Genomic DNA, 24,666 nt, shown 5'->3' with positions numbered 1-24,666 from the left:
GCGCACTTCCGGACCCCACTTCCGCTAGCCTGATCGCATGACCCGCACCACCATTGACCTCAACGCCGACGCAGGCGAATCCTACGGGGCCTGGACGCTGGGCGACGACGCCAACCTGTTTCCCCTGCTGAGCAGCGTGAATGTCGCCTGTGGGTTCCATGCAGGCGATCCGCTGACCATGCAGGCCACGGTGGCGCGGGCCAAGCAGCATGGCCTGGGCCTCGGGGCACATCCCAGTTACCCCGATCTGCCCGGTTTTGGACGGCGCATCATGGAGGTGTCACCGGATCAGGTCTATACCGACACGCTGTATCAGATCTCGGCGCTGGCGGGGATGGCGCGGGCTGCCGGAGTCCCCCTCCAGCACGTCAAGGCCCACGGCGCACTGTCCACCCGTGCCTGGACGCATGCGCCCACGGCGGCGGCGATTGCCCAGGCCACCCGCGATTTTGATCCGGCGCTGCCGCTGATGGTGTTGCCCGCAACGCTGCTGGAGACCGAGGCCCGCAGGCTGGGCGTTCCGGTGGTCCTTGAGACCTTTCCCGAGCGCGCCTACCTGCAGGACGGGCGGCTGGCCCCGCGCTCCATGCCCGGTTCCAGCATCCATGACCCTGCCGAGGCCGCCCGGCGCGCCGTGATGATGGCCACACAGGGGCGCATTGAGGCGATTGACGGCGGTCACTTCGTCTGTGACGTGGATTCGCTGTGCATCCACGGTGACAACCCCAACGCCGTGCAGATCGCCCGCGCGATTCGTGAGGCGCTGGAGAAGGAGGGCGTGGCGGTGCGCTCCTTTGCCGGAATCTCCTGAATGCGGCGTTCCGCCCACGCCACCGGCTTCTACGTTCAGTTCTCGGAGGAACTGGACCTGCGCCAGAACGCCCGTCTGCACGCATTCCACCGGGCGCTACGGGCTGATCTGCTGCCCGGCGTCACGGATCTGGGTCCCGGTTACGTCAACCTGTTCGTGGAGTACGACGAGGCGGTGGTGTCTGGCGTGGCGGTGCGCGGGTGGGTGGCGCGGCATCTGCGGAGTTTCGACGACGTGGCTGGGGTGGCGGGCCGTCTGATTGAACTTCCCGTCCGCTACGACGGTCCTGACCTGCCCGATGTTGCCGCCCGCACCGGCCTGAGCGAAGCCGAGGTCATCCGGCTGCATGCGGGGACCGGGTATCACGTCTATGCGGTGGGATTCACCCCCGGATTTCCCTTTCTGGGGGAAGTTCCGGCAGACCTGCGGCTGCCCCGCCGCTCCACACCCCGCGCCAGTGTGCCCCAGGGCGCGGTCGCCGTCGCCAATGCCCAGACCTGCGTGTATCCGCTGCCCTCGCCGGGGGGCTGGAACCTGCTGGGCACGGCGCTGGCGACGATCTATGACCCCAACCGCGCCGAACCGTTCCTGATCGCGCCGGGGGACCGCGTGCACTTCCGGCCCTCGGTGGGGGAAACGCCGCCCCTGCCCGAAGTGCGCGAAACCTGGCCCGCCGAGCCCAGCTTTCCAGCCTTCCGGGTGGAAAGATCGGGCCTGCTGGACCTGCTGATGGACAGCGGGCGTCTGGGACAGGCACAGGTGGGCCTGGCCCGGAGTGGCCCGCTGGATTCCCTCTCGGCTGCTTTCGCCAACGGCTTGGTGGGCAACGCGCCAGACGCGCCACTGCTGGAGCTGACCCTGAAGGGGCCGGTTCTCACGGCTCTGCGTGACATGGTGGTGGGCGTCGCTGGCTTCGGGATGCGCCCGGAAGGCCGGCCTATGCAGCAGGGCTTCCGGCTCCGGCAGGGCGAGACGTTGCGTTTTGCCTCTACCCAGACGGGTGCAAGGGCCTATCTTGCAGTGGCCGGAGGTTTTGAAGGTGCGCCGTTTCTGGGCAGTTGCAGCACGGACCTGATCGGCCGGGTGGGGCGGCCCCTGCGGGGGGGTGACGTGCTGGGCCTCGCGACTGTGCAAGACGCCCTCCCCGGTTTTGCCAGCCTGCCGCTGAGCCTGCCGCAACACGTCACCCTGCGCCTGCTGCCCGGTCCACAGGCCTCGCCGGAGGCCCTGAATGCTCTGGGGAGCGCCCCCTTCCGCGTGGCCGGCTCAGACCGCATGGGCCTGCGGCTGGGCGGCACCCACAGCCGACAGCAGGTGCCGGGCGGTCAGGTCACCAGCGAGGCCACCCCACCCGGCGCGGTGCAGGTTACGCCTGCCGGGGAGCCGATCATCCTGCTCTCGGACCGGGGGCGGATCGGCGGTTACCACAAGCCTGCCGTCGTTCATCCCGAGGACCTGCCGCTGGCGGCCCAGTTGCGGCCCGGTCAACTGGTGTCTTTAAACCCCGACCTTTCCGGCACGTCCAGGGACTGGGCACAGCGCTGGTACGTGGACGCCCGAAACTTTCCTACAGGAGAAAAAACATGACCCACCCACAACGTTTCAGCAACAGGACCGTCCTCGTCACGGGCGCAGGGGGAGGCATCGGGCGGGCAGTGGCCCTGCGCTTTGCCTCCGAGGGCGCAAAAGTCGCCGTCAACGATATCAAGCCGGACATGGTGGAAGCGGTGGTGGATGAGATCACGTCGGCGGGCGGCGTGGCCCTGGCCGTCCCCGCCGACGTGTCCGACGCCGCAGCCGTGAACGCCATGTTCGTGGAAATCGAAAAGTCGTTCGGATACGTGGACGTGCTGTACAACAATGCCGGGCTGATCGACACCACCCGTCACTTTCTGGAGGCCGATGAGGCCTGGTGGGACCGCATCATTCAGGTCAACCTCAAGAGCGTCTTCCTGTGCTCGCACCGGGCTGCCACTGTCATGGCGCGGCGACGCAAAGGGGTCATTATCAGCACGTCTTCTGGCGGGGCCACTCGTGCACACCGTGGCAACGTGGCCTACGACGCCACCAAGGGCGGCATCGAGGCCATGACGCGCTCGATGGCGCTGGATCTCGCCCCCTACGGCGTGCGCGTGTGCGGTGTGGTGCCCGGATTCATCAACACCTACGGCCTGACCGAGGAAGACCTGCGCGTGCGCGAGAAGACCGTGCCGCTGGGGCGCTACGGTGTGGCCGAGGACATGACCGGGGCGGCGCTGTTCCTGGCCTCGGATGACGCCTCGTACATCACCGGGCAGTTCATCAGCGTGGACGGCGGCGTGCTCGCGCAGCAGCGCAGCGCCAATGTGGACACGTACCCGGTGGAGGGGTTTCCCGTCATCGAGGCGGACCTGACGTGACCGCCCCCCTTTCCAGGCCGTACAGCGCCGACATCATGGTCATCGGCGCCGGAATTATCGGCGCGGCCAGTGCTTACCGACTGGCGCAGCGCGGGTTGCGAGTCATCGTGCTGGACCGGGACCGCCCCGCCAGCGGCTCTACTGGACGCAGCGTGGCCGGGGTGAGGGCGCAGTTCAACAGCGTCACCAACATCCTGCTGTCGCGCGAGAGCATCGCCGAGTACGCGGCCATGCCGGAATCGGGCTACCGCGCCGAGGGCTACCTGATGCTGATTCCGGAAGCGGGATGGCCGGAACACCAGGAGGCCGTGGCCCTGCAACAGAGCCTGGGCATTCCCTCCGAGGCCCTGACCCCCGCCGAGGCGCAGCAGTATGCGGCCTTCGACACGGCGGGCCTGGGTGGCTGCAGTTTCTGCCCCACGGACGGCAAGGTGGATGCCCACAGCCTCAACCACGAGTACGTGCGGCTGGCGCGCGAGGCCGGGGCAAGGGTGGTGCTGGACACGCCCGTTACGGCCATTGCGCGGCTGGGCGAGGTCTGGCAGGTGCAGACGCCGGCCGGAACCTTCGAGGCCCCACAAGTGCTGAACGCGGCGGGCGCGTGGTCCGGGGAGGTGGGACGGCTGGCGGGCCTCGACATTCCGGTGCAGCCTGCGCGCCGGATGGTCTTCAGCACCGGCCCACTCACGCTGGACCGCCCCGTTCCAATGACCTTTGACCTCACGAGCGGCGTTTACCTGCGTTCGGAGGGCGAACGCCTGATCTTTGGGCGGGCGGACCCTGGCGACACCGGCTGGCGCGAGGGCCTGAACTGGGACTGGCTGGAACCCACCCTGAGCCTGGCGCTGGAGCGCTGGCCGTGGCTGGAAACGGCCTCGCTGGACCGCAACGCCAGCTGGTGGGGCTATTACGAACTCACTCCGGACGGCTTTCCGGTGGTGGGCCGCATGCCTGGCGTGGACGACTGGCTCAATGCCTGCGGCTTTTCCGGACACGGCGTGATGCAGGCCGCCGCCACCGGCCGCGTGATGGCGCAAATTGCCGTGGGTGAGGCGCCCTTCATTGACGTCTCGCCGCTGGGGATCGAGCGTTTTGAAGGCGCAGAGGTCAGGCGGCTGGACCTGCAACTGTAACCGGCTCAGCCGCCAGTGCGCCGCACCAGGCACAACTGCCGCGCCGGACGGCCCAGCCATGGCGTCCACAGCTGGGTTTGCTCCGCCGCCGCAACGCTGAACCCTGCCTTCCGGTACAGGCCAAGCGCCGCCACATTCTCGTCGGTGGTGGACAGTTGCACGCCAGGAACCCCCCGTTCTCGCAGCCGCTGCAGGAAGCCCTGAAGGAGATTGTCCCCTAGTCCCAGCCCCCTGGACGTGGGCAACAGATTCAGGTGAAGGTGCGCGGGAAACTCGCCCACGGAAACGTGCGGCGAGGGATAGCGCAGGCTGCGGAGCAGGTAGGGGAGCGCCGCGAGGGGACGGCGGTAACGCCGTGACAGCAGGCCAGGCAGCACGGTGTCCACCACCACGCGGACCAGTGCCCGCCGGTAAGCCCTCTCGTCCACCGAGCCGATGATGTAACCGATCACGTCTCCGGACACCTGAGCCACAAAGCCCACCGAATCCGGCAGCCGGAAATAGGCCCGCATCCACAGGTCTGCAAACAGCTGGGGGTCCGGAAAATACCGCTCGGCGCTGCCCCCGAAAAAGCCGGTCAGATACGCGATCTCGCCCAGCCGGGCCTCGTCGGCGGGCCGCACGGGCCGGATCAGCGGACGGGTCAAGGGTGGCCCATGGGCCGCGTTAGCGCTCGCCCCGCAGGTCCGTCACGCGCCGGAGCTTGCCACCCTCGCTGCGGGCCAGGCTGCCCGGCGCGCACAGTTCGCAGCGCACGGTCACGCCCACCTGGGTCTTGATCAGCCGCACGATCTCGTCGCGCAGCGTGACGGCCTCCGTTTCAGCCTCCACCTGCAGGGTCAGTTCGTCCATGGGTCCGGTGCGGGTCAGGGTAACGTGGTAGTGCGGGCTGACCTGACCCAGGCTCACCAGCACGGCCTCAAGCTGGGTGGGGTAGACGTTGACACCGCGCAGGATGATCAGGTCGTCGCTGCGCCCCCGGATGATGTCCATGCGCCGCATGGTGCGCCCGGTCTCGTTGTCGCCGGGCAGCAGGCGGGTGATATCTCCGGTCCAGTACCGCAGGATCGGCATGGCGCTGCGGCTGATGCTACTCAGGACCAGCACGCCCCATTCGCCGTCCGGCAGGGCTTCCCCGGTGGCGGGGTCCACGATCTCCGGGTAGAAATGATCCTCCCAGATGTAACTGCCCCGCTGCTCGGCGGCGTCCTCATTGCTGACGCCGGGGCCGATGATCTCGGACAGGCCATAGATGTTGGTGGCGGTCACGCCCAGGCGTCGCTGGACCTCCGCGCGGGTCTTCTCGGCCCAGGGTTCCGCGCCCAGCACGGCGTATCTCAGCGAGTGATCGTCCGGCCCCAGCCCCTGACGTTCCAACGCCTCGGCCAGCACGAGGGCGTAGCTGGGCGTGCAGGCGATGACTTCTGGGCCAAGGTCCTGGATCAAGCCCACCTGCCGCTCTGTACCGCCGCCCGAGACGGGCACGGTACACAGACCCAGCCGCCGCGCGCCACCGTCCAGACCCAGTCCGCCGGTGAACAGGCCGTAGCCGTAGGCGTTGTGGAAGACCATCCCGGGCCGCGCCCCCGCCGCGTGCAGGCTGCGGGCCACCACCTCGGCGAAGATTTCCAGATCGCGCTCGTCGTAGCCCACCACCGTCGGTTTGCCCCCGGTCCCGCTGCTGGCGTGCAGCCGGCGCAGGTTCTCCTGGGGTACGGCGCACAGCCCCAGCGGGTAGTTGTCGCGCAGATCCACCTTGCGGGTAAAGGGAAAACGGGTCAGATCGTCCAGCGACGTCAGGTCGTCCGGCCCTACACCCACCGCGGCAAACTTCTCGCGGTAGGCGGGTACGTGTTCGTATTGTCGCGCCACCATGTCCTGAAAGCGGCGCAGTTGCAGGGCGCGCAATTCGGGCACGGGCAGGTTCTCAAGTTGGGGCTGAAACAAGGGGCAAACCTCCTGGGATGGGGTCAGTCTAACGGCCCGCCGCCACCGTGGGGAGGGGGAGGGTGGGCCAGGAAAGCGACTGAACGGGCACAGCAGCAGACCAGCCGCCCGGACGCGAATCTGGGCGGCTGGTCTGAAAGACGGGTCATGAGGTTGTGCTCTCCGCAACCGCGAGGCTGGGGTGTCTGGCTCAGGCTGGACGGGTTTCCATCTGCTCCCTTTCCGTGGCATTTGCCGGAAGCACTCCATCAGGCAGCATGTAGCCCTTCGCCAACTGTCGATAGGCGTCCACCTGTGTCGCCTGCCACGCCTCGTCTCGGCCCAGTTCCTCGGCCAGGATCGCGGCCACGCGTGGCGCGGTGGCGGCGCTGGCACGGGCGTTCAGAAGCAGGGCGCGGGTGCGGCGGGACAGCACGTCCTCCACGGTGCGGGCCTGCTCCTGCCGGGCGGCCCAGCGTACCTCGGCCTCCGAATACGGCAGGTCGGGATGCAGCATGACCGACGCGCCGGGCAGCGCCCTGATCCGCTCGGCGTCGGTGCCGTAGACCTTCCAGGGCTCGGCCAGTGCCTCGGTGGTGGCGCCGTGGAGTTTGAGCCCCTCGGTCAGACTCATGCGCCTGGGCAGGCCCGCTAGGTCGGCGGCACGGTTCACGGCGTCCGCGCCCATGCGGCGGTAGGTGGTCCATTTGCCGCCAGTCAGCGTGAGCATGCCCCCTGCCGAGATGCGGATGACGTGATCGCGCGACAGAGCCTTGGTATCGGTGCCCTCGGCTGCCCTGACCAGCGGGCGCAGTCCGGCGTAGACGCTGCGCACGTCCGCACCGGTGGGGGCAGGGTCGAGATACTGCGCCGCTGTCTTCAGGATGAAGTCCACCTCCTCGGGCAGGGCACGCGGCTCCCAGGACACGTCGGGGACCGGGGTATCCGTGGTGCCGATCACCACGTGGTCGTGCCACGGGACGGCGAACAGCACCCGTCCGTCATCGGTGCGCGGCACCATCAACGCGCTGTCACCGGGCAGGAAACGGCGGTCCACCACCACATGGACGCCCTGGCTGGGCGAGAGCATGGGCTTGACCTGCGGGTCTTCCATCCGCCGCAGATCGTCCACAAAGACGCCGGTGGCGTTCACGACCACCTTGGCGCGGGCCTCGTGGGTCTGGCCGGTTTCCGCGTCGCGCCAGTGGGCTCCCACGACCTTGCCGCCTTCGATGATCAGGCCCGTTACCGGCGCGTGGTTGACCGCCACACCGCCGTGGTCCTCCAGCGTCCGCAGCAGCGTGATCGCCAGGCGGCTGTCATCGAACTGGCCGTCGAAATACAGGATGCCACCACCCAGGCCAGCCTTCTTCAGGGTGGGAATGTTGTTCAGGGCTTGGCCCTTGTTGATGTAGCGGCTGGCCTTGAGGTTCAGCTTTCCGGCCAGCAGGTCGTACATTTTCAGGCCGATTCCGTAAAACGGCGCAGACCACCACTTGTAGGCGGCAATCAAAAAGCCCTGATCGCGCACCAGATGCGGCGCGTTCTTCTTGAGCAGGCCGCGCTCGTGCAGCGCCTCGCGCACCAGTGAGATGTTGCCCTGCGCCAAGTACCGCACGCCGCCGTGGACCAGTTTGGTGCTGCGGCTGGAGGTGCCCTTGGCGTAGTCGTGAGATTCGAGCAGCAGGGTGCGGTAGCCGCGTGTGGCTGCCTCCACCGCTGTGCCCAGACCGGACGCCCCGCCTCCGATCACCAGCATGTCCCAGGGGGTGGGCTTGGTGGCGGCTTCAATAGTCTTGTCACGCATGGTTGGGTTTCCTTGTTGAAGTGATGCGGGTTAGGGTTGTGGGAGGCATGTTCTCCAGTCCCGGACATGGGGTGCACCGCCCACGGTGAAGACAGCGGAAGTGAAGGTGGAACAGCGGGGTCACTGCGGCCGATCCCAGTCGCGACTGCGCTCCACTGCACGTTTCCAGGTCTGCAGACGCTCTGCGCGTTCCCCTGCCTCGATGGTGGGTTCGAAAGTCTGCCCGGTCTGCCACAACGCCTTGAGTTCGGCCTGGTCCTGCCAGTAGTCCACGGCCAGTCCGGCCAGGTACGCCGCGCCCAGCGCGGTGGTTTCGGTCACCTTGGGGCGAATCACCGGCACGCCCAGGATGTCGGCCTGAAATTGCATCATGGCGTCGTTGACGCTGCCGCCGCCGTCCACCCGCAACTCCGAGACCTGGGCGCCGTGGAGGGTGGTGTCCTGCTGCATGGCTTCCAGCAGCTCGGCACTCTGGAAGGCCACGCTTTCCAGCGCCGCACGGGCGATGTGTGCGGCAGTGGTTCCGCGCGTCATGCCCACGATGGTGCCGCGTGCGTAGGGGTCCCAGTACGGCGCGCCCAGCCCAACGAAGGCGGGCACCAGCACCACCCCGCCGCTGTCCGGCACGCGCGAGGCCAGTTCCTCGACCTCCGCCGCCGAGCGGATGATGCCCAGACCGTCGCGCAACCACTGGACGACCGCGCCTGCGACGAACACGCCGCCCTCCAGGGCGTAGGTCCGCTTCCCACCCAGTTGCCAGGCCACCGTGGTCAGCAGCCGGTGCCTGGACGCCACTGCCTGTTCACCCGTGTTCAGCAGCATGAAACAGCCGGTGCCATAAGTGTTCTTCGCCATGCCCACGTCCAGGCACGCCTGCCCGAAGGAGGCCGCCTGCTGGTCCCCCGCGATACCCGCAATCGGCACCTGTGCGCCCAGCAGGCCCGCCGCGGTGTGCCCATACACTTCCGAGCTGGGACGCACGCTGGGCAGCATGGAACGGGGAATGTCGAGCAACGCCAGCAGCTCGTCGTCCCAGTCGCCCGTATGAATGTTGTACAGCAGGGTTCGGCTGGCGTTGCTGGCGTCGGTGATGTGCAGCTCGCCGCCGGTTAACCTGTAGACCAGCCAGGAATCCACTGTGCCGAAGGCCAGTTCGCCGCGCTCGGCCTTCTCACGTGCGCCGTCCACATGGTCCAGAATCCAACGGATCTTGGTGCCCGAGAAATAGGCGTCCAGCAGCAAGCCGGTCTTCTCCTGGAACGTCGTCTCCTTGCCTGCCTCGCGGAGCTGGTCGCACAGGCCGGCGGTGCGGCGGTCCTGCCAGACGATGGCGTGGTAGACGGGTTGACCGCTCCGGCGGTCCCAGACCACCACCGTCTCGCGCTGGTTGGTGATTCCGATGGCCGCCAGGTCCGAGGCGCGGATTCCGGCGCTGCTCAGGGCCTCCTGCATCACGCCGCTCTGGGTGCTCCAGATCTCGTCCGCGTCGTGTTCCACCCAGCCGGGCCGGGGGAAGATTTGCCGGAATTCCTTCTGTGCCCGCGCCCGGATCTGGCCGGCGTGATCAAAGACGATGGCGCGGCTGCTGGTGGTGCCCTGGTCGAGAGACAGAATGTACTGGGTCATCGATTCGCGCTTCTCCTGTGGCCTGCCAGGACGGGCTGCCTGGGCAGTGATGGGCTGTCGTCTGGAACCTCTCGTACTCCCCGGCCATCCAGACGGATCATTGCGCTGCGGAGAGCGCGTCACGATTGAACAGATGATATGGCCTGCTGAACAGATGTGCAACCTGCTGTTGGCTGCTCCCTGTCGCGGTCCATGCCGGTCACCTGATCCGGAAGAGCGGCGTATGCTGGCCCCTGCATGTCCCGCGACCGTACTATTTCTGTCAGCCAGGACGTCCAGGCCGTTCAGGTGGCCCGCCTGTATTACGTCCAGGGACTGACCACCAATGCGATTGCCGCTGAACTGGGGCTGTCGCGGCCCAAGGTCTCACGCCTGCTGTCCCACGCCCGCCGCCGCGGTCTGGTCGAAATTCGCATTCACGACCCCGAAGGCCAAGCGCAGGAGCTTGAGGCCCGCTTGAAGTCCCGCTACCCGTTCCTGAACGTCCAAGTGGTCGGCGTGCCGCAGGGCAGTGCCGAGGACGTGTGGCTCGACCGCACGGCTGCGGCCGCTGCCGCCGCGCTGGGCGAACTGCTGCGCCCCGGCATGACGGTGGGGCTGGCGTGGGGCACCACCATGAGCGCTGTGAGCCACGCCCTGCTTCCCCGGCCCGTCCCAGAACTGACCTTCGTGCAACTCAACGGCTCGGCCAATGCGGCAGATTTCATGAGCGGCTTCGTAACCGACACGATCCTGCGCTTTGCCCGCAACTTCACGGCGGGGGCGCAGCTGTTTCCGGTGCCGACCTTCTTCGACGATCCAGACACCAAGCGGGCCATGTGGCGCGAGCGCAGTGTCCGGCACGTGCTCGAGTTGCAGGAAAACGCCGACCTGCTGATCTACTCGGTGGGCAGCCACACGGCGTCCATTCCCAGTCACGTCTACAGCGCCGGTTATCTGGACAGTGGTGACATGGCCGTCCTGGCAGCCGAGGGGGCGGTGGGGGATATCGGCACCGTCTTCTACCGGGCGGACGGCAGCGACGCGGGCCTTTCCCTGAACGCCCGTGCCAGCGGCCCGCCCTTGGAGCTGATCCGGGACGCCAGCGACTCGCTGTGCGTGGTCAGCGGGCTGGGCAAGGCCGCCGCCCTTCAGGCCGCGCTGGAGGGCCGCCTGATGCGCCGCCTGATCGTGGACGAGATGACGGCGCGGGCGGTCCTGGACCGTGGCGATGCCAGGGGCGAAGGTCCGGTCCCCGGCTAATTCGTCCTGGGTGAGTGAGCCCACACACTCCCTGCCGCTTCGGCGCATGCTGGGCGAACCGGCGGTCCACTGCGCGGTCAGGACTTCCCCGATCAAGGCAGGAAATGACACAATCTGTCCAGGCAAATCTCCATTCACGCACGGCAGAGGCAGGAAGGGGCGAACATGAAGCGACGGTGGACGCGGGGCGTGGTGTTGTCAGGATTGTTGCTGGTGGGGCTGGCCTCGGCCCAGCGCGAGGTCTCGATCTATGGTGGGGTGTACAGGAGCGGTCAGCCGGTCAGGGTAGAGGTTTACGCGCCTCCCGGGACGGTGTTTACGCTCCGCAAGGTGTCCGATCCGGCAGCCCTGTTCGCCGCCTCGCCCGACCCGCATGAACCCAGGCTGGCTGCTGTGGGCCGCAGCGCACCGATCCGCACCGTCACCCTGAGGAAGCGGGACCAGCCCCTGGACTTCGGCAGGCTGCCCAGCGGCGTGTATGTGGTGGGGACGGGCAGCCTGGGCGCGGTGGTGCTGGTCAGCAATCTGGGGCTGGTGGTCAAGCGCGATGCCGGACAGGCCCTGACCTACACGGCCGACCGTGAGAATGGCCGGACGCGGGCGGCGCGGGTGTGGACGCTGGGAGGCCCATCCCAAGGAGTGGCCCCGGTGCTGGCGAGTGCCGACGGCGTGGCCCGCTTTAAGACGAAGGCCAGCGCCACGGCCACCCAGGAAACCTTTCTGGCGCGCTACGGCAACGACTGGGCCATCAGCGGGGCGTACTGGAACAGCTACGCGGCCCCCCTGGTGCGCGGTTACGTGTACACGGACCGCCCGATCTACCGGCCCGGCCAGCATGTGGACTTCAAGGCGGTGCTGCGGCAGGCCGGCCAGCTGACGCCGCTGGCGAACACGCCCGTGCGCGTCACCATCCAGTCCCCGGACGGCGATGAGGTGTACCGCAAGACGCTGACCACCAATGCGCTGGGTTCGCTGGACGCCGGGCTGGACCTGCCGGCTGGGGCGAAGCTCGGCGAGTATTCTTTCTCGCTGGCGCCGCGGAATGCCGCTGGGGACGGCCAGAGCGATATTGGCGGCAGTTTTCAGGTGGAGGCCTACCAGAAGCCCGAATACGCGGTCACGCTCTCGCCGGACCGCAAACGCGCCGTGCAGGGCGAGAAGGTCAATGTTCGCATCTCGGCCCGTTACCTGTTCGGCGGCAACCTGGGGGGGGCCAGGGTCAACTACAACGTGACCCGCGCGCCGTACTACCCGCCCGGTTTCGACAGCGATTCCCTGCCGCCCGAGAGCGAGGGCCGCGATTACGGCTCAGACCTCGTGATTCAGGAGGAAACTCGCCTGAACGCAAACGGTGATCTGGACCTGAGCTTGCCGCTGGCGCGTGACCCGGAGGGCCAGCCGGTCAGCTACCGCATTGAGGCCGAGGTGGAGGACGAATCGCGCCGCACGGTCAGCGCAGCGACGCAGGTGATCGCCTTTCCCGCCAGCCTGAAGGTGGAGGCCACCACCGACGGCTACGTCTACGACGCGGGCAAACCAATCCGGGTGTCGCTGGACACCCGTGACCTGAAGGACGTGGGTCGCGCCGCGCCCGTGACCCTGGACCTGATCCGCCAGAATTACGATTACGACAGGAAGAAGGGGATCTGGGTGCTGAGCGAGACGCGGCTGGCTCACTCCCAGGTGCGGACGGGCGCGGCGGGCACGGCCAGCACCACCCTATCCACCCCACGCGGGGGCGGGTACCTGGTGCGAGCCACAGTTAAGGACGCGCAGGGCCGCACGAGTACCTTCGAGAATTTCGTCTGGGTGCTCAAGCCCGGCGAGGACTACGGCTGGAACTACCGCGACCTGACCGTGCAACTGGACCGCAAGAGCTACGCTCCCGGCGACACCGCCACTGTGCTGGTGGGCAATCCCAGGCCCGGGGCACCGGTGCTGGTGACGCTGGAGGGTGACAGACTACGCAACTCTGTGGTGCTGCGCGGCACGGGTGCGGTGCTGACATACCGCTTCCCGGTGACGGCGGACATGTCTCCCAACATTTATGTCGCGGCGGCCACCCTCAGTGACGGCCAGTTCTATAGCAACGACGCCCGCGTGAAGGTTCCCCGTGTGGGCGCGGCCCTGACGGTCAGGGTCACGCCGGAAAAGGCCCGCTACGCGCCGGGCGACACCGGCAAACTCAGCGTGGACCTGCAGACCGCCGATGGCCAGGGCGTGGCGGGGGAAGTGGCGCTGGCCGTGGTGGACCAGGCCATCTATCTGGTGCAGCGTGACACTTCCACCCCATTGTCCCAGGTCTTCGACTCGCCGCGCAGCAACGCGGTGGGGACCGATTCCAGCCTCAACTTCTCCTTCTCGCAGGTGGGCGATGTGGCCTCCGCCCCCAGACCGATGGAATCCAGGCCCGCCTTCGCGCAGGACAAGCAATCGAAGGCCGCTGACGCCGCCAGCGCCGACCCGATCACGCCACGTCAGGACTTCAAGGACACCATTCTGTGGCTGCCCAGGCTTCTGACCGACGCGCAGGGCCACGCCGAGGTCTCAGTCAGGTTCCCCGACAACCTCACCACCTGGGTGGCCACCGCCCGTGCCCAGACGGGGTTGCCGCGCTTTGGACAGGCCGTTGCCACCACCATGACCACCAGGGACGTGATCGCCCGCCTGAGCCTGCCCACCTTCCTGGTCCGCGGCGATACGGTGACGCTCTCGGGCATCGTGAACAACACGCTGAACCGCCCGGTGACCGGGACGGCCAGCGCGGTCCTCAATGGGCTGAGCCCGCTGGGCGGGGCGGCCCTGAAAGCGGGCGGCACGCCGCTGAACGTGGCCGCAAATGGGCGTGTCCGCACCGACTTGCAGGTTCGGGCGGGCCAGGTCGGCACGGCGAACGTGACCTTCACCGCCCGCACCGGCTCGGGCAATGACGCCCTCAAGCTTCCGCTCCCGGTCAAAGCCAGGGGTTACGAGGTCACGCAGACCGCCGTGGGCAGCGCGTCCAGCCCCAGCGTCAGGTTCAACGTTCCCAGCGACGCCAATCTGGGAACGCTGGACCTGAGCGTGAGTCTCACGCCGTCGCTGCTGTCCGCCGTTGCCCCCGCGCTGGAGTATCTGGTGGGCTATCCCTACGGCTGCACCGAGCAGACCATGAGCCGCTTTCTGCCCGCTCTGCTGGCGCAGGAAAATCTGGGCAGCGCCGCCCTGCCGCAGGGTGTGGCGGGGGACCTGCCCGACATTGTCAGCGCGGGGCTGGCCAGATTGGAGCTGTTCCAGCACGAGGACGGCGGCTGGAACTTCTGGCAGTACGACGACAGCACGCTGGAGATGAGCGCCTACGTGGTGGAGGGCCTGCTGCGCGCCAAGCGGCTGGGCGTCAAGGTCAACAACAACATGCTGTACAGCGGCCTGCAGTACCTCGCCAGGAACGTGCCCAATCCGAAGGGCAGGCAGGCCGAGCGCGCCAGCGCCTACCGTGCCCTGGCTGACGCCGGGAAAGTGGATCAGGGACAGCTGGCCTCCTTCGCGCGCCGCAAGGATCTGGAACCCTACGCGCTGGCCGAAACGGCGCTGGCTCTGAATCGGACCGGGCAGCGCCAGGCCGCCCGCGACGTGCTGGACCGCCTGAAAGCCCGGCGAATGGGCACGCAGGGTGGCGCTCTGCTGCACTGGGAAACACCCAGACGGGATGGCGGCGACTCGTGGTCCAACTTCTGGGATGACAACAGCATTCAGGTCACGGCCAGGGCGCTCGAAGCCGTCGCCACCCTGGAACCGAACAGCGCCCTGATCTCTGGCGTCTCGCAGTGGCTGCTGTCCAACCGGCGCGGCCCGAAATGGCTGTCCACCCAGGACACCACCAACGTAATCATCGCGGCGCTGGCCCTCAAACCCGCGAAAGGGGTGGGCGGCGACGTGAGCGCCCTGCTGGACGGGAAGGCTGCCGGGCAGGCCACCCTGGGCGGCCAGGAAGCGGCCACCCTCAAGATTGATGCTCGCACCCTGAAGCCCGGCCCGCACACCGTGACGTTGCGGGGCGCCCCTGCGGGGCTGACCTTCAGCACCCAGCTCCACTACAGCCGCGAACCCGCCGAACTCAGGGGTGACGCCAGCCGGGGCGTTCGCCTGAGCCGCCAGTACCAGCGCCTGGAGCCGGTCTGGGACGCCAGGAACAAGCGTTACACCTACCGCCGCGTGCCACTTCTGAAGGGCGGGCAGATGCAGCCCGTCACGGTGGGCGACCTGATCCTGGTGACCCTCAGCGTGCAGCCGGTGGGCCAGGCGGCCCGTTACCTGATCGTCAGCGATCCCATTCCGGCGGGCATGAAGGCGCTGGACGAACGCAGCCTGAGCATCGCGGGCCTGCAAGATCCCGACGAATACGGCTGGGAAAGCTGGAACTATTGGTACGCGGGCCGTGACCTTCTCGATGACCGTGTGGACTTGTACGCCGACTACCTGAAGGGCGAGCGGAAGATGACCTACCTGCTGCGCGCCCAGACCCCCGGTACCTTCACGGCCCTGCCCACCCACGCCTTCTTGATGTATGACCCGGAAGTGGAGGGCTACGCCCCGGCGACGACGTTCACGGTGCGGGACCGGGGGCAGTGAGGGGAAAGGGGTGAAGAAACTGTCGAGGAGGGCGCTTCTCCAGCATGCTGGCGGGGCGTTCTTATGGCTGATGCTCCTACCCCCCGGCGCCCACGCCTTTGAGGTCCAACACGGCAGGCTGAGCGTGATCTTCGCGGACCCGCGTGATCGCCAGCAACTCGGAGCGGTCTACGAAGCCTGGGACGCGGCGGCGCGTGACCTGAAGGGGCTGGGCCTGGAGCTGCCGGCAAATGTACGGATCGAGGCGGCGGGCAACGCGGCGGACTTCGCCGCCCGTACCGGGGAGCCTGCCAATATCGCGGCCAGCACACGGGGGGCCGTGATTCGTACGCAGCGGCTCTCAGCCCTGGCCGAGCGTGGCCTGTTGCCCACCACCGTCCGACACGAGGCGTTCCACACGGCGCAGCCCCCCGGCATCCCACGCTGGCTGGCCGAGGGACTGGCCCGCACCTTCAGCGGCGAGGGCAGAGCGGACCCACGCACGCCGACGGGACTGGAAGGCATGCCGGATGCCCGCCTGGACGCCGAACTTCTGAGCCGCGATCCGGGCCGCCTGAGTACCGCTTACCGCGAGGCCACCGTCCGGGCCGCGAAGCTGGTCCGGGCACGGGGCTGGCAGGGCGCCTTGAAACGGTGAGGGCCGGCTCAGCTGTGTTTCCCAGAGACTGCTCGGCACAGGATTCAGAACAACCATCAGAACTGGACCTTCAGCCTTCCTTCGCCAGGCCGCCGCATGGCTCTGCTGGGCCAGACAACGCTGAAGGAAGCGTGACCCCAAGAGGGGACGCCCGCACTTGAGACTTTACGCCGTCGGCGGCAGGATTGGCATATGGCCTCCTCCCCCCCCTCCCCCCTGCGGCTTCTGTCGGCAGCCCCAGCAGTGAGGCGGCGGCTCGGTTTCAGCGCAGGCTTCAGTTTGCTGGGGCTGGGCGCGACGGTGGCGGCCTTTCTCCTAATCGCGCGGGTGGTGGCGGAAGCGTTGCTGGAGGGAACCTTGCATGGAGCGGGAACGCTCGTCTGCATTGGTGCGCTGCTGGTGCTGCGGGCGCTGGGCCGGGCCGGACGTGAATGGGCGGGGCAGCAGCTGGCCGCCCACAGTGTCCGCTACTGGCGCGAACGGCTGACCCGTCAGGCCCTGGCGCTGGGGCCAGTCGCCGTGGCACAGCGGCGTGGGGCCGATCTGGCGGCGCTTGACGCCGAACTCGCCCCGCGCCTGACGCCGTACTACGCCCGCTACCTGCCTGGAGCGGTTCACGCGGCGCTGGCCTTCGTGCTGGTGCTGGCGGCCACCTTCTGGCTCGATCCTGCCACAGCGGGACTGCTGCTCCTGACCGGGCCTTTGACTGTGCTGTTTCTGGCGCTGGTGGGGCTGGCCACCCGCGCGGCCACCCAGAGTCAGTGGACAGCGCACACCCGCCTCTCGGCGCGGTTGCTGACCCTGACGCGGAATCTCCCGACGCTTCATGCCTTCGGCGCCGTGGCCACGTACCGGGGGGTGCTGGGGCAGTCCGCCGCGCAGCACCGCGAAACCACCTTGAAGGTCCTGAAGGTGGCCTTTCTCAGCGGTTTCGTGATGGACTTCGCGGCCACGCTGTCCACAGCCCTCATCGCCGTGTGGATTGGCGTCCGTCTGTTCGGCGGCGAGGCGACGTTGGCCCCCACCCTGGCGGCCCTGATGCTGGTGCCGGAATTTTTCGGCCCGCTCCGGCAACTTGGCGCGGACCGTCACGCCGCGCTGGACGCCGAACCGCTGGCGGAGCAACTGGCGGAAACGCTGGCCGTTCAGGTTGCGCCGTCGGGCGTGGTGGAGGCTGGCCCGCGCGTCCCACACCTGCTTTTTGCCGAGGCCCGCGCTGATGTGGGCACCGAAACCGTGCCGCTGAGTCTGGAACTGCCACCGGGCTCCTTGGCCGCCCTGCGTGGTCCCAGCGGGAGCGGCAAGACCACCCTGCTGCACGCCGTGCGAAAGCATATGCCGCACGCAGGGAACATCCGGGTGGATGGCCTTGAGCTGGACCAGCTGGACGCCGCCGGGTGGCAGGCGCGCGTGGCCTTCGTGCCGCAACATCCGCGCCTGATCGCCGCCAGCGTCACCGAGAACCTGCGGCTGTGGCGACCAGAGGCGACGACGGCAGAATTGCGCGCTGCGGCGGCCGCCGTCGGCCTGATTCCGGTTCTGGACGCCCTGCCGCAAGGCTGGCAGACCCCGCTGGGCGAAGGCGGCGTTCAGCTGTCGGGCGGCGAGACCGCACGGCTGGCGCTGGCGCGTGCGTTGCTGTCAGGTGCGGGACTGGTCCTGCTGGACGAGGTCACCGCGCATCTGGACTCAGAGAGCGAGTCCGGGGTAATGCGTGCCGTCGAGCAGGCCTTCAGGGGCCGCACAGTGATTCTGGCGACCCATCGCGCCGCGCCCCAGGGCTGGCTGGACGTCTGCCTCACGCCCGCCCAAGAACCGGAAGTGGCTGCGTGAGCGCTGCCCGTCAGACCCCGCTACGCCTGCCGGTCGTGCTGGGCATCCTGGCCGCCTGCGCTGGGGTGGGACTGGCGGCGACTTCCGGCGTCCTGATCTCGCGCGCGGCCTTGCGGCCCCCCGACTTCCTGAGCCTCACCTTGCTGGTGACGGCGGTGCGCGGCCTGGGCCTGGGGCGCGCCGGACTGAGATACGCCGAGCGCCTGACCGGACACGCGGCTGCTTTGCAGGCGGGTGAGGGGTTGCGGCTGCGCCTTTTCGATACCGTGTCCCGCTTCGGACGCGATCTGCTGGCCCGCGAACGCGGCGGCGATCTGCTGTCGCGGGGCGGAACGGATGTAGACGCCGCCCAGTTCCGGACCCTACGCGTCAGCCTGCCGCTGGCCGCGCTGCTGGGCGTGCTGGCCTTGTTGGTGGGGGGACTGGTGTGGCTGGACGTGGGCCTGGCCCTGCTGGCCGTGGTGCCCCTGTTACTCAGCGTGTGGGCCGTGTGGGCGGTGCGGGGCCGGGTCTCGGCACTGTCCCGCCAGGACGTGGCCGTGTCGCGCGAACACGCCGCCCGCCTGCTGGACGCCCTTGCAGGGGGAGGGGACAATGCAGCCGCCCACCACGCCCCGGAACTGGCGAGACTCGCGTGGGGATCAGAAGACGTTGCCCGCGAACTGGGCCGCCTGAGCGCCGGGCTGGCGTTGGCGCAGGAACTGGCCTTTGCCGTTGCGGTGACCGGCGTGCTGTGGCGTGGAGCCTGGCTGGTGGGTACGGGCGAGCTAAGCGGTATTCTGCTGGCCGGCATCGTGCTGGCCGCCGCCGCTGCGTTTGATGCCGCCGCGCCGCTTTCTGCTGTGCCGGGGGCAGACGCGGTGGCCGGGGCGGCCGGGGAACGCCGCCGCGTGCTGGAGGCGCTGACGCCCGCCGTGACCGCGCCCCAACAGCCCGCATCCATTCCAGCCGGACCGTTCAGGATCAATCTTGAACAGGTCTCGGTGAGTCGTACGGGCCGCACGATGCTGGACGGTGTAAACCTTGAACTGCAGGCTGGCGAGACGCTGGCCATCTCCGGCCCCAGCGGCGGCGGCAAGACCACCCTGGCGCGGCTGCTGTCGCGTGACCTCGATCCGGACAGCGGACGGGTGACGATGAACGGCGCCGATCTGCGAAGCCTCGCGCCCGCCGAGCTGCGGGCCCGGCTCAGCATCCATGAGCAAGAGGCCCCACTGTTGGACGGCACGTTGCGTGAGAACCTGTTGCTGGGCGATCATCACGCCCCGGACGAGCGGCTGAGGACTCTCCTCCATGATCTCGGTCTGGAGCACCTGGACCTGAACGCCTGGGTGGGGGAGGGCGGACAGCTGCTCAGCGGGGGCGAGCGCGCCCGCGTCAGCCTGGCCCGCGCTCTGCTCAAGGACGCCGACCTGCTGATCCTGGACGAGCCCACCGCGCATCTTGACCCCACGCTGGAAGCGCAGGTCCTGGCTGTCATCGCCCGCGAATGGGCCGGACGCGCCCTGCTCCTCGTAACGCACCGCGCCGCACCGCTGGCCCTGGCCGAACGCCACCTGATCCTGCGCGGCGGCCACCTCGTCCCCACTGTCCCCGTTTCCCAAAGGAAGGCCGTATGAACGAGATTTTTGGACTGTCCACCCTGGACCTGTCGCGTTTCCAGTTCGCCACCACCAGCATCTTTCACTACTTCTTCGTGCCGTTCACGGTGGGCTTTGCCCTGATCATCGCCATTCTGCAAACGATGGCCTACCGCAGCAAGAATCCCAGACTGGAGAACCTGACGCGCTTTTTCGGGCATCTGTTCTTCATCAACTTCGCGGTGGGCGTGGTCACGGGCATCGTGCAGGAATTTCAGTTCGGCATGAACTGGCAGGGGTTCTCCACCTTCGTGGGCAACATCTTCGGCGTGCCGCTCGCGCTGGAGGTCCTGATGGCCTTTTTTCTGGAAAGCACCTTCCTGGGGCTGTGGTGGTTCGGCAAGGACCGCATTCCAGCGTGGGCTTCGCTCGCCAGCATCTGGATCGTGGCGATTGGCACGGCGATCAGCGCGTACTGGATTATCATCGCCAATGCCTGGATGCAAAACCCGGTGGGTTTTGAACTGCGCGGTGGCCGCGCCGTGCTGACCGACTTCTCGGCCGTGGTCTTCAATCCCAAGGGGCTGCAGTGGTTCTCGCACATCTTTACCGGCGGTCTGACGGTGGCCGCCTTCTTCGTGCTGGCGGTCAGCGCCTATCACCTGCGGCGCAGGCACAACCCTGAGGCCTTTCGCAGCAGCTTCAAGGTGGCGTTGACGGTGGCCGCCCTCGGCTCGGTGGGGGTCCTGGCCTCCGGGCACTATCAGGGCCAGACGGCGATTGTCGATCAACCCATGAAGTACGCCGCCTTCAGCGCGCTGTGGGAGACCCCCGAGGGCGTTGGGATGCCCGAAAGCCTAGTGGCCCTCCCCAGCAACAGCCTGCGGGAAAACAGGTTTGAGATCAGCCTGCCGTATCTGGGTTCCTTCCTGGCGTTTAACAACTTCACCGAAAAGGCCAAGGGCATCAAGGAGTTGCAGGCCGAATACGAGGCCAGGTACGGTCCCGGCAACTACATCCCCTGGGTCTGGCCGGTGTACTGGGCTTTTCGCGTGATGATCGGGATGGGGGCCATCATGCTGCTCGTCAGCCTGATCTACGTCTGGCGCTGGCGCACCGGCAAGATTGATGATCCCGGCGTGCTGTACCCCGTGCTGCTGGTGATGCCCCTGGTCCCACACCTCGCCAACTTCAGTGGGTTCATCACCACCGAGATGGGCCGTCAACCGTGGATCGTGCAGGGCCTGCTGCGAACGCAGGACGCCGTGAGCGACCTCAACCCACTGTGGGTGTTCGTGTCGCTGGCGTCCTTCTGGGTGGTGTACCTGACCTTGATCAGTCTGGACGTTTTCCTGCTGACGCGCACAGCGCGCGCAGGCATGCACGAGCCGGAAGTGGAAGCGCCCTCGCTGCCGGCGCCCAAATACGTGTCGGAAGGAGGCCGCGCGTGAGCGAAGCCCCGAGCATTCTCGCCACAGTCTGGTTCTTCCTCGTGGGCCTGACATTCATCATCTACTTCTTTCTGGACGGTTTTACTTTCGGCGAGGGGATGCTGCAACCGTTCCTGGCCAGGAATGAGCGTGATCGTCGCACGATGCTGGGCACCGTGGGGCCATTCTGGGCGGCCAATGAGGTGTGGATCATTCTGGGAGCCGGGGTCATCTTCTCGGCCTTTCCGCTGTGGTACGGCACCCTCATGACCGCGCTGTACCCAATGTTCGCGTTGATCCTGCTGTCATTGATCGGGCGCGGCGTGGCCTTCGAGTACCGGGCCGAGATCGACAACCGCCGCTGGCGCATTTTCTGGGATGTGACCGCCTTTCTGTGTAATGCCCTGCCAGCCTTCCTGTGGGGGATGATCATGGCAAACATGGTGCGCGGCCTGCCGATCGGCGCGGACGGGCGCTATGCGGGCAGCGTCAGCGATGCCATTGATCTGTTCAGCGTGCTGGGCGGCCTGACCACCCTGAGCCTGTTCGTGCTGCACGGGGCGACGTTCCTGCTGCTGCGCCTGCAACCGGGCAGTGCGCTTCATGGGCAGGCCCGGCGCGCCGCGCTCACCTTTGGGGCCATCGCCACCGTGCTGGTTCTGGGTTTTGTGCTGCTGGGCTTCGTGGGCCGCGAACTGTTCAGCACCTTCGGTCTGAGTCAGTGGCTGTTTCCTGCACTGGCTGCCGTAAATCTGGGGCTGATCTGGCTGGCCCTGACCCTCAAACGCGACGGTCTGGCCTTCTTCGCCACGGGCCTGACCATCGTGTTTTCCACGGCCACCATTTTCCTCAGCCTGTTTCCCAACGTGATGCCCAGCACGCTGGGCGCCGCCCTCAACCTTACTGTGGCCAACAGCGCCTCTGAGCCCTACACGCTGCGGCTGCTCAGCTGGGCCTGTGGAATTTTCCTGCCGCTGATCATCGCGTACCAGGGCTGGAACTTCTGGGTGTTCCGGCGGCGCGTCCAGGGCCGCGACGAGGCGGAAGAGGGCAAGCTGGTCTACGGTCAGGATGGACCGGTCTGACCGTCCGCTGAACGAAGGCAGGAGGCCAGCGGGCCATGCAAAACTCTCCTCCATGAAAGCCGTCGTCTATGAGCAATTTGGAATACGCCCCGAAGTGCGGACTGTGCCGGACCCCGCTCCAGAGGCGGACGGCGTGGTGCTGCGGGTGGAGGCTTCCGGCGTGTGCCGTAGCGACTGGCACGGCTGGATGGGACATGACCCCGATATCGCCCTGCCACACGTCCCCGGTCATGAGATTGCCGGTACCGTGGTGGCCGTCGGCAGGGACGTCACCCGCTGGCGCGAGGGCGACCGGGTGACGTTGCCTTTCGTGTCGGGCTGTGGGCGCTGCCCGCAGTGTCAGGCCGGGCACCAACAGGTGTGCCGGGACCAGTTCCAGCCGGGCTTCACGGCCTGGGGATCGTTCGCCCAATATGTTGCCCTGCGTTACGCCGAGGGCAATCTGGTGCGTCTGCCAGATGGTCTGGATTTCGTGACGGCAGCCAGCCTGGGCTGCCGCTTCGCCACGTCCTTCCGCGCGGTGGTTCAGCAGGGCCGGGTGCGGGGCGGTGAATGGTTGGCCGTCCACGGCTGCGGCGGAGTGGGCCTGTCGGCGGTGATGATTGCCCGCGCACTGGGCGCACGGGTGATCGCGGTAGACATCGGAGCGGACAAGCTGCGGCGGGCAGCAGAACTGGGGGCAGAGGTCAGCCTCAACAGCCGGGAGGTGGACGTGGTGGCTGCCATTCGCGAGGTCACGGGTGGCGGCGCACACGTCTCGCTGGATGCGCTGGGGCATGCCCAGACCTGTGCTGACTCCATCCTGTGCCTGCGGACCCAGGGGCGGCATGTGCAGGTGGGCCTGCTCCTGGCTGATCAGGGGCGTCCGCGTCTGCCGATGGACGCGGTGATCGCCAGGGAACTGACGATCTACGGCAGCCATGGGATGGCCGCACACGCCTACCCGGAGATGCTGGGCATGATCGAGAGCAGACTGCTGCGTCCGGATCGCCTGATTGGCGCACGGCTGACGCTGGAGGAATCAGTGGCCGCGCTGACCCAGATGGACTCGTTCAGCGGCACTGGGGTCCAGGTCATCGACCGCTTTCATTAAGGCCGTTCTCTGGCGGCCGAGTGCTGTGGGGCTTAGGCGCAACCTGCGCTTCCGGCAACGCAGCCCATCCCACAGCGCTGCCGCGCCACCTGACGGAGACTGCCCGCCATGAACCGTGATACACCGCTGCCCAGTGCCGCCTTCCGCCGTGCCGACGAGACGCCGGACGAGCAGTTCTACCGCCAGCCACGTTTTGTGACGCACATTGATGCCGGGGCCATCGCGGCGGTCACCGGGCTATACCGCGAATACTTCCCTGCAGGCGGACGTATCCTTGACCTGATGTCCAGCTGGGTCAGCCACCTGCCGCCCGAAGTGGAGTACCGGGAGGTAGTAGGTCTAGGTCTGAACCGCGCCGAGCTGGAGCACAACCCGCGCCTGACCTCGTACGTCGTACAGAACTTGAACACGGCGCCCCAACTCCCGTTCGCCAACCACAGCTACGAGGCAGCGGGCATCACGGTGTCCATTGACTACTTGACCGATCCGGTGACGGTCCTGCGCGATCTGGGGCGGGTGTTGGCGCCCGGCGGCCCGGTGGTAATCAGTTTCTCCAACCGCTGCTTTCCCACCAAGGCGGTGGCGGTCTGGCATACGCTGGACGACGCAGGTCACCTGCAACTGGTCCAGCATTACCTGGAGCAGGCAGGGAACTGGACCGATATCGTCGCCCTGGACCGCAGTCCTCGCTCAGCGCGGGGCAGCCTGACCGGAGACCCCCTTTACGCCGTGGTGGGCCGGGCGCGTGGTTGAGAGTCCATGGGGCTGTGGTCAGGCGTCGTGCAGGCGGTAATCGATCTTTCCCTTCAGGGCCCGGCTGAAAGCACAGATATGCTGCCCCTGGTCTACCAGATGCTCCGCACGGTCCCGCGTCAATCCTGGCAGGGTGATGTCCAGCACCGCCGTCAGGTCATGCGCGTCGCCATTTTTCAGCAGGGCTGTGGTGGCGCGCACCCCCATCACTCCAAATTCGGGATAGTTCTCGGCGCGGGCGACAGCGCCCATCGCGCTCTCGAAACTGGCGGCCAGCGCGGCGGCGAACAGTTGCTCGGGGGTGCTGCCTGCACCGCCGTCACCGCCCAGTTCGGTCGGTACAGCCAGGCGGACGTTCAACTGGCCGTCCTCGCTGTCGACATGTCCGGCGCGTCCCCCGTGGGCGGAAGCGCTGGTGGTGTATAGGGCGGCATCGGCGGAGGATTGCTGGGTCATGTGGTGCAATCTGAACAAAGTGACGCGCAAGGTCGGTACGCTGCCCCACTGTCTGGGAGAAGTCTTCAGGAACGCTCTTCTTTCCTCCAGACATTGGCCAACGTTGAGGCCCGGCGCTTTGCCAGATGGAGAAGGGAGCGAAGCACAATGAATCGTCTGGCTGCCCCGCCCCGTTTCTCGTCAATCCGTCGTTTAGAACAGGGCAGGGATTGGGTTGGCCCTGATCTCACCATATCGACTGACC

The 24,666-nt window shown here is 67.4% G+C and carries 18 protein-coding genes; 13 read left to right on the top strand and 5 right to left on the bottom strand.

The genetic code is table 11. The annotated features are described in order from the left end of the window. Positions 1 to 37: 37 nt before the first annotated feature. Genes HNQ08_RS10010 through HNQ08_RS09995 form a run of 4 tightly spaced genes read left to right on the top strand, consistent with a single transcriptional unit; the run spans position 38 to position 4,343 of the window. Complete coding sequence (locus HNQ08_RS10010) at positions 38 to 811, top strand: LamB/YcsF family protein (protein WP_184130932.1); 774 nt, start codon at positions 38 to 40, stop codon at positions 809 to 811. Next, positions 812 to 2,398: a 5-oxoprolinase subunit PxpB gene (pxpB, locus tag HNQ08_RS10005; RefSeq protein ID WP_184130928.1), complete on the top strand. Its 1,587-nt coding sequence runs from the start codon at positions 812 to 814 to the stop codon at positions 2,396 to 2,398. It abuts the gene before it with no gap. Then, positions 2,395 to 3,210: an SDR family NAD(P)-dependent oxidoreductase gene (locus tag HNQ08_RS10000; protein ID WP_184130917.1), complete on the top strand. Its 816-nt coding sequence runs from the start codon at positions 2,395 to 2,397 to the stop codon at positions 3,208 to 3,210. Before pxpB ends, HNQ08_RS10000 begins: the two co-directional genes overlap by 4 nt. Continuing rightward, on the top strand, positions 3,207 to 4,343 hold the full coding sequence (locus HNQ08_RS09995; RefSeq protein WP_229789835.1) for an NAD(P)/FAD-dependent oxidoreductase: 1,137 nt from the start codon (positions 3,207 to 3,209) through the stop codon (positions 4,341 to 4,343). Before HNQ08_RS10000 ends, HNQ08_RS09995 begins: the two co-directional genes overlap by 4 nt. Before the next feature lie 5 nt (positions 4,344 to 4,348). Here HNQ08_RS09995 and HNQ08_RS09990 read toward each other — a convergent pair whose 3' ends face one another. The 4 genes from HNQ08_RS09990 to glpK all read right to left on the bottom strand — a co-directional run bounded on the left by HNQ08_RS09990 (position 4,349) and on the right by glpK (position 9,702). Beyond that, on the bottom strand, positions 4,349 to 4,990 hold the full coding sequence (locus HNQ08_RS09990) for a GNAT family N-acetyltransferase (RefSeq protein ID WP_184130915.1): 642 nt from the start codon (positions 4,988 to 4,990) through the stop codon (positions 4,349 to 4,351). 19 nt (positions 4,991 to 5,009) lie between these two features. Further along, positions 5,010 to 6,290 (bottom strand): phenylacetate--CoA ligase PaaK, encoded by a 1,281-nt coding sequence (gene paaK / locus HNQ08_RS09985; protein ID WP_184130913.1) that lies wholly within the window; start codon positions 6,288 to 6,290, stop codon positions 5,010 to 5,012. 190 nt (positions 6,291 to 6,480) lie between these two features. Then, the gene (locus tag HNQ08_RS09980) at positions 6,481 to 8,076 is read right to left on the bottom strand and encodes a glycerol-3-phosphate dehydrogenase/oxidase (protein ID WP_184130911.1); all 1,596 of its coding nucleotides are present in this window, start codon (positions 8,074 to 8,076) and stop codon (positions 6,481 to 6,483) included. Between the two features lie 120 nt (positions 8,077 to 8,196). Continuing rightward, positions 8,197 to 9,702, bottom strand: a complete 1,506-nt coding sequence (gene glpK / locus HNQ08_RS09975) for a glycerol kinase GlpK (RefSeq protein WP_184130909.1) — start codon at positions 9,700 to 9,702, stop codon at positions 8,197 to 8,199. A 237-nt stretch (positions 9,703 to 9,939) separates the two neighbouring features. On the opposite strand from glpK, the gene HNQ08_RS09970 reads away from it, so the two are divergent. The 9 genes from HNQ08_RS09970 (at position 9,940) to HNQ08_RS09930 (ending at position 23,966) form a co-directional block, all read left to right on the top strand. After that, the gene (locus tag HNQ08_RS09970) at positions 9,940 to 10,944 is read left to right on the top strand and encodes a sugar-binding transcriptional regulator (RefSeq protein WP_184130907.1); all 1,005 of its coding nucleotides are present in this window, start codon (positions 9,940 to 9,942) and stop codon (positions 10,942 to 10,944) included. A 165-nt stretch (positions 10,945 to 11,109) separates the two neighbouring features. After that, complete coding sequence (locus HNQ08_RS09965) at positions 11,110 to 15,555, top strand: alpha-2-macroglobulin family protein (RefSeq protein WP_184130905.1); 4,446 nt, start codon at positions 11,110 to 11,112, stop codon at positions 15,553 to 15,555. 10 nt (positions 15,556 to 15,565) lie between these two features. Further along, positions 15,566 to 16,192: a hypothetical protein gene (locus HNQ08_RS09960; RefSeq protein ID WP_184130901.1), complete on the top strand. Its 627-nt coding sequence runs from the start codon at positions 15,566 to 15,568 to the stop codon at positions 16,190 to 16,192. A gap of 192 nt (positions 16,193 to 16,384) precedes the next feature. Beyond that, a complete protein-coding gene (cydD, locus tag HNQ08_RS09955; RefSeq protein WP_184130897.1) occupies positions 16,385 to 18,025 on the top strand; it encodes a thiol reductant ABC exporter subunit CydD in 1,641 nt (546 codons plus the stop codon). After that, positions 18,022 to 19,644, top strand: coding sequence for a thiol reductant ABC exporter subunit CydC (cydC, locus tag HNQ08_RS09950; RefSeq protein WP_184130893.1), 1,623 nt, complete (start codon positions 18,022 to 18,024; stop codon positions 19,642 to 19,644). The genes cydD and cydC overlap by 4 nt, the downstream gene beginning before the upstream one ends. Continuing rightward, positions 19,641 to 21,056 carry a cytochrome ubiquinol oxidase subunit I gene (locus HNQ08_RS09945; RefSeq protein WP_184130890.1) on the top strand — a complete coding sequence of 472 codons (1,416 nt, stop codon included), beginning with the start codon at positions 19,641 to 19,643 and terminating at the stop codon, positions 21,054 to 21,056. Before cydC ends, HNQ08_RS09945 begins: the two co-directional genes overlap by 4 nt. Further along, entirely contained in the window at positions 21,053 to 22,120 is a 1,068-nt protein-coding gene (cydB, locus tag HNQ08_RS09940) for a cytochrome d ubiquinol oxidase subunit II (RefSeq protein ID WP_229789843.1), read from the top strand. The genes HNQ08_RS09945 and cydB overlap by 4 nt, the downstream gene beginning before the upstream one ends. A gap of 52 nt (positions 22,121 to 22,172) precedes the next feature. After that, complete coding sequence (locus HNQ08_RS09935) at positions 22,173 to 23,213, top strand: zinc-dependent alcohol dehydrogenase family protein (RefSeq protein ID WP_184130887.1); 1,041 nt, start codon at positions 22,173 to 22,175, stop codon at positions 23,211 to 23,213. Between the two features lie 108 nt (positions 23,214 to 23,321). Further along, positions 23,322 to 23,966: a methyltransferase domain-containing protein gene (locus HNQ08_RS09930; protein WP_184130884.1), complete on the top strand. Its 645-nt coding sequence runs from the start codon at positions 23,322 to 23,324 to the stop codon at positions 23,964 to 23,966. A gap of 18 nt (positions 23,967 to 23,984) precedes the next feature. Here HNQ08_RS09930 and HNQ08_RS09925 read toward each other — a convergent pair whose 3' ends face one another. Beyond that, positions 23,985 to 24,422: an Ohr family peroxiredoxin gene (locus HNQ08_RS09925; protein WP_184130881.1), complete on the bottom strand. Its 438-nt coding sequence runs from the start codon at positions 24,420 to 24,422 to the stop codon at positions 23,985 to 23,987. Between the last annotated feature and the right edge of the window lie 244 nt (positions 24,423 to 24,666).

Source organism: Deinococcus humi, assembly GCF_014201875.1.
Classification (GTDB): Bacteria; Deinococcota; Deinococci; order Deinococcales; family Deinococcaceae; genus Deinococcus; species Deinococcus humi.
Note: the sequence above shows the minus strand (reverse complement) of the source record. Positions and strands in the feature narration are given on the sequence as shown.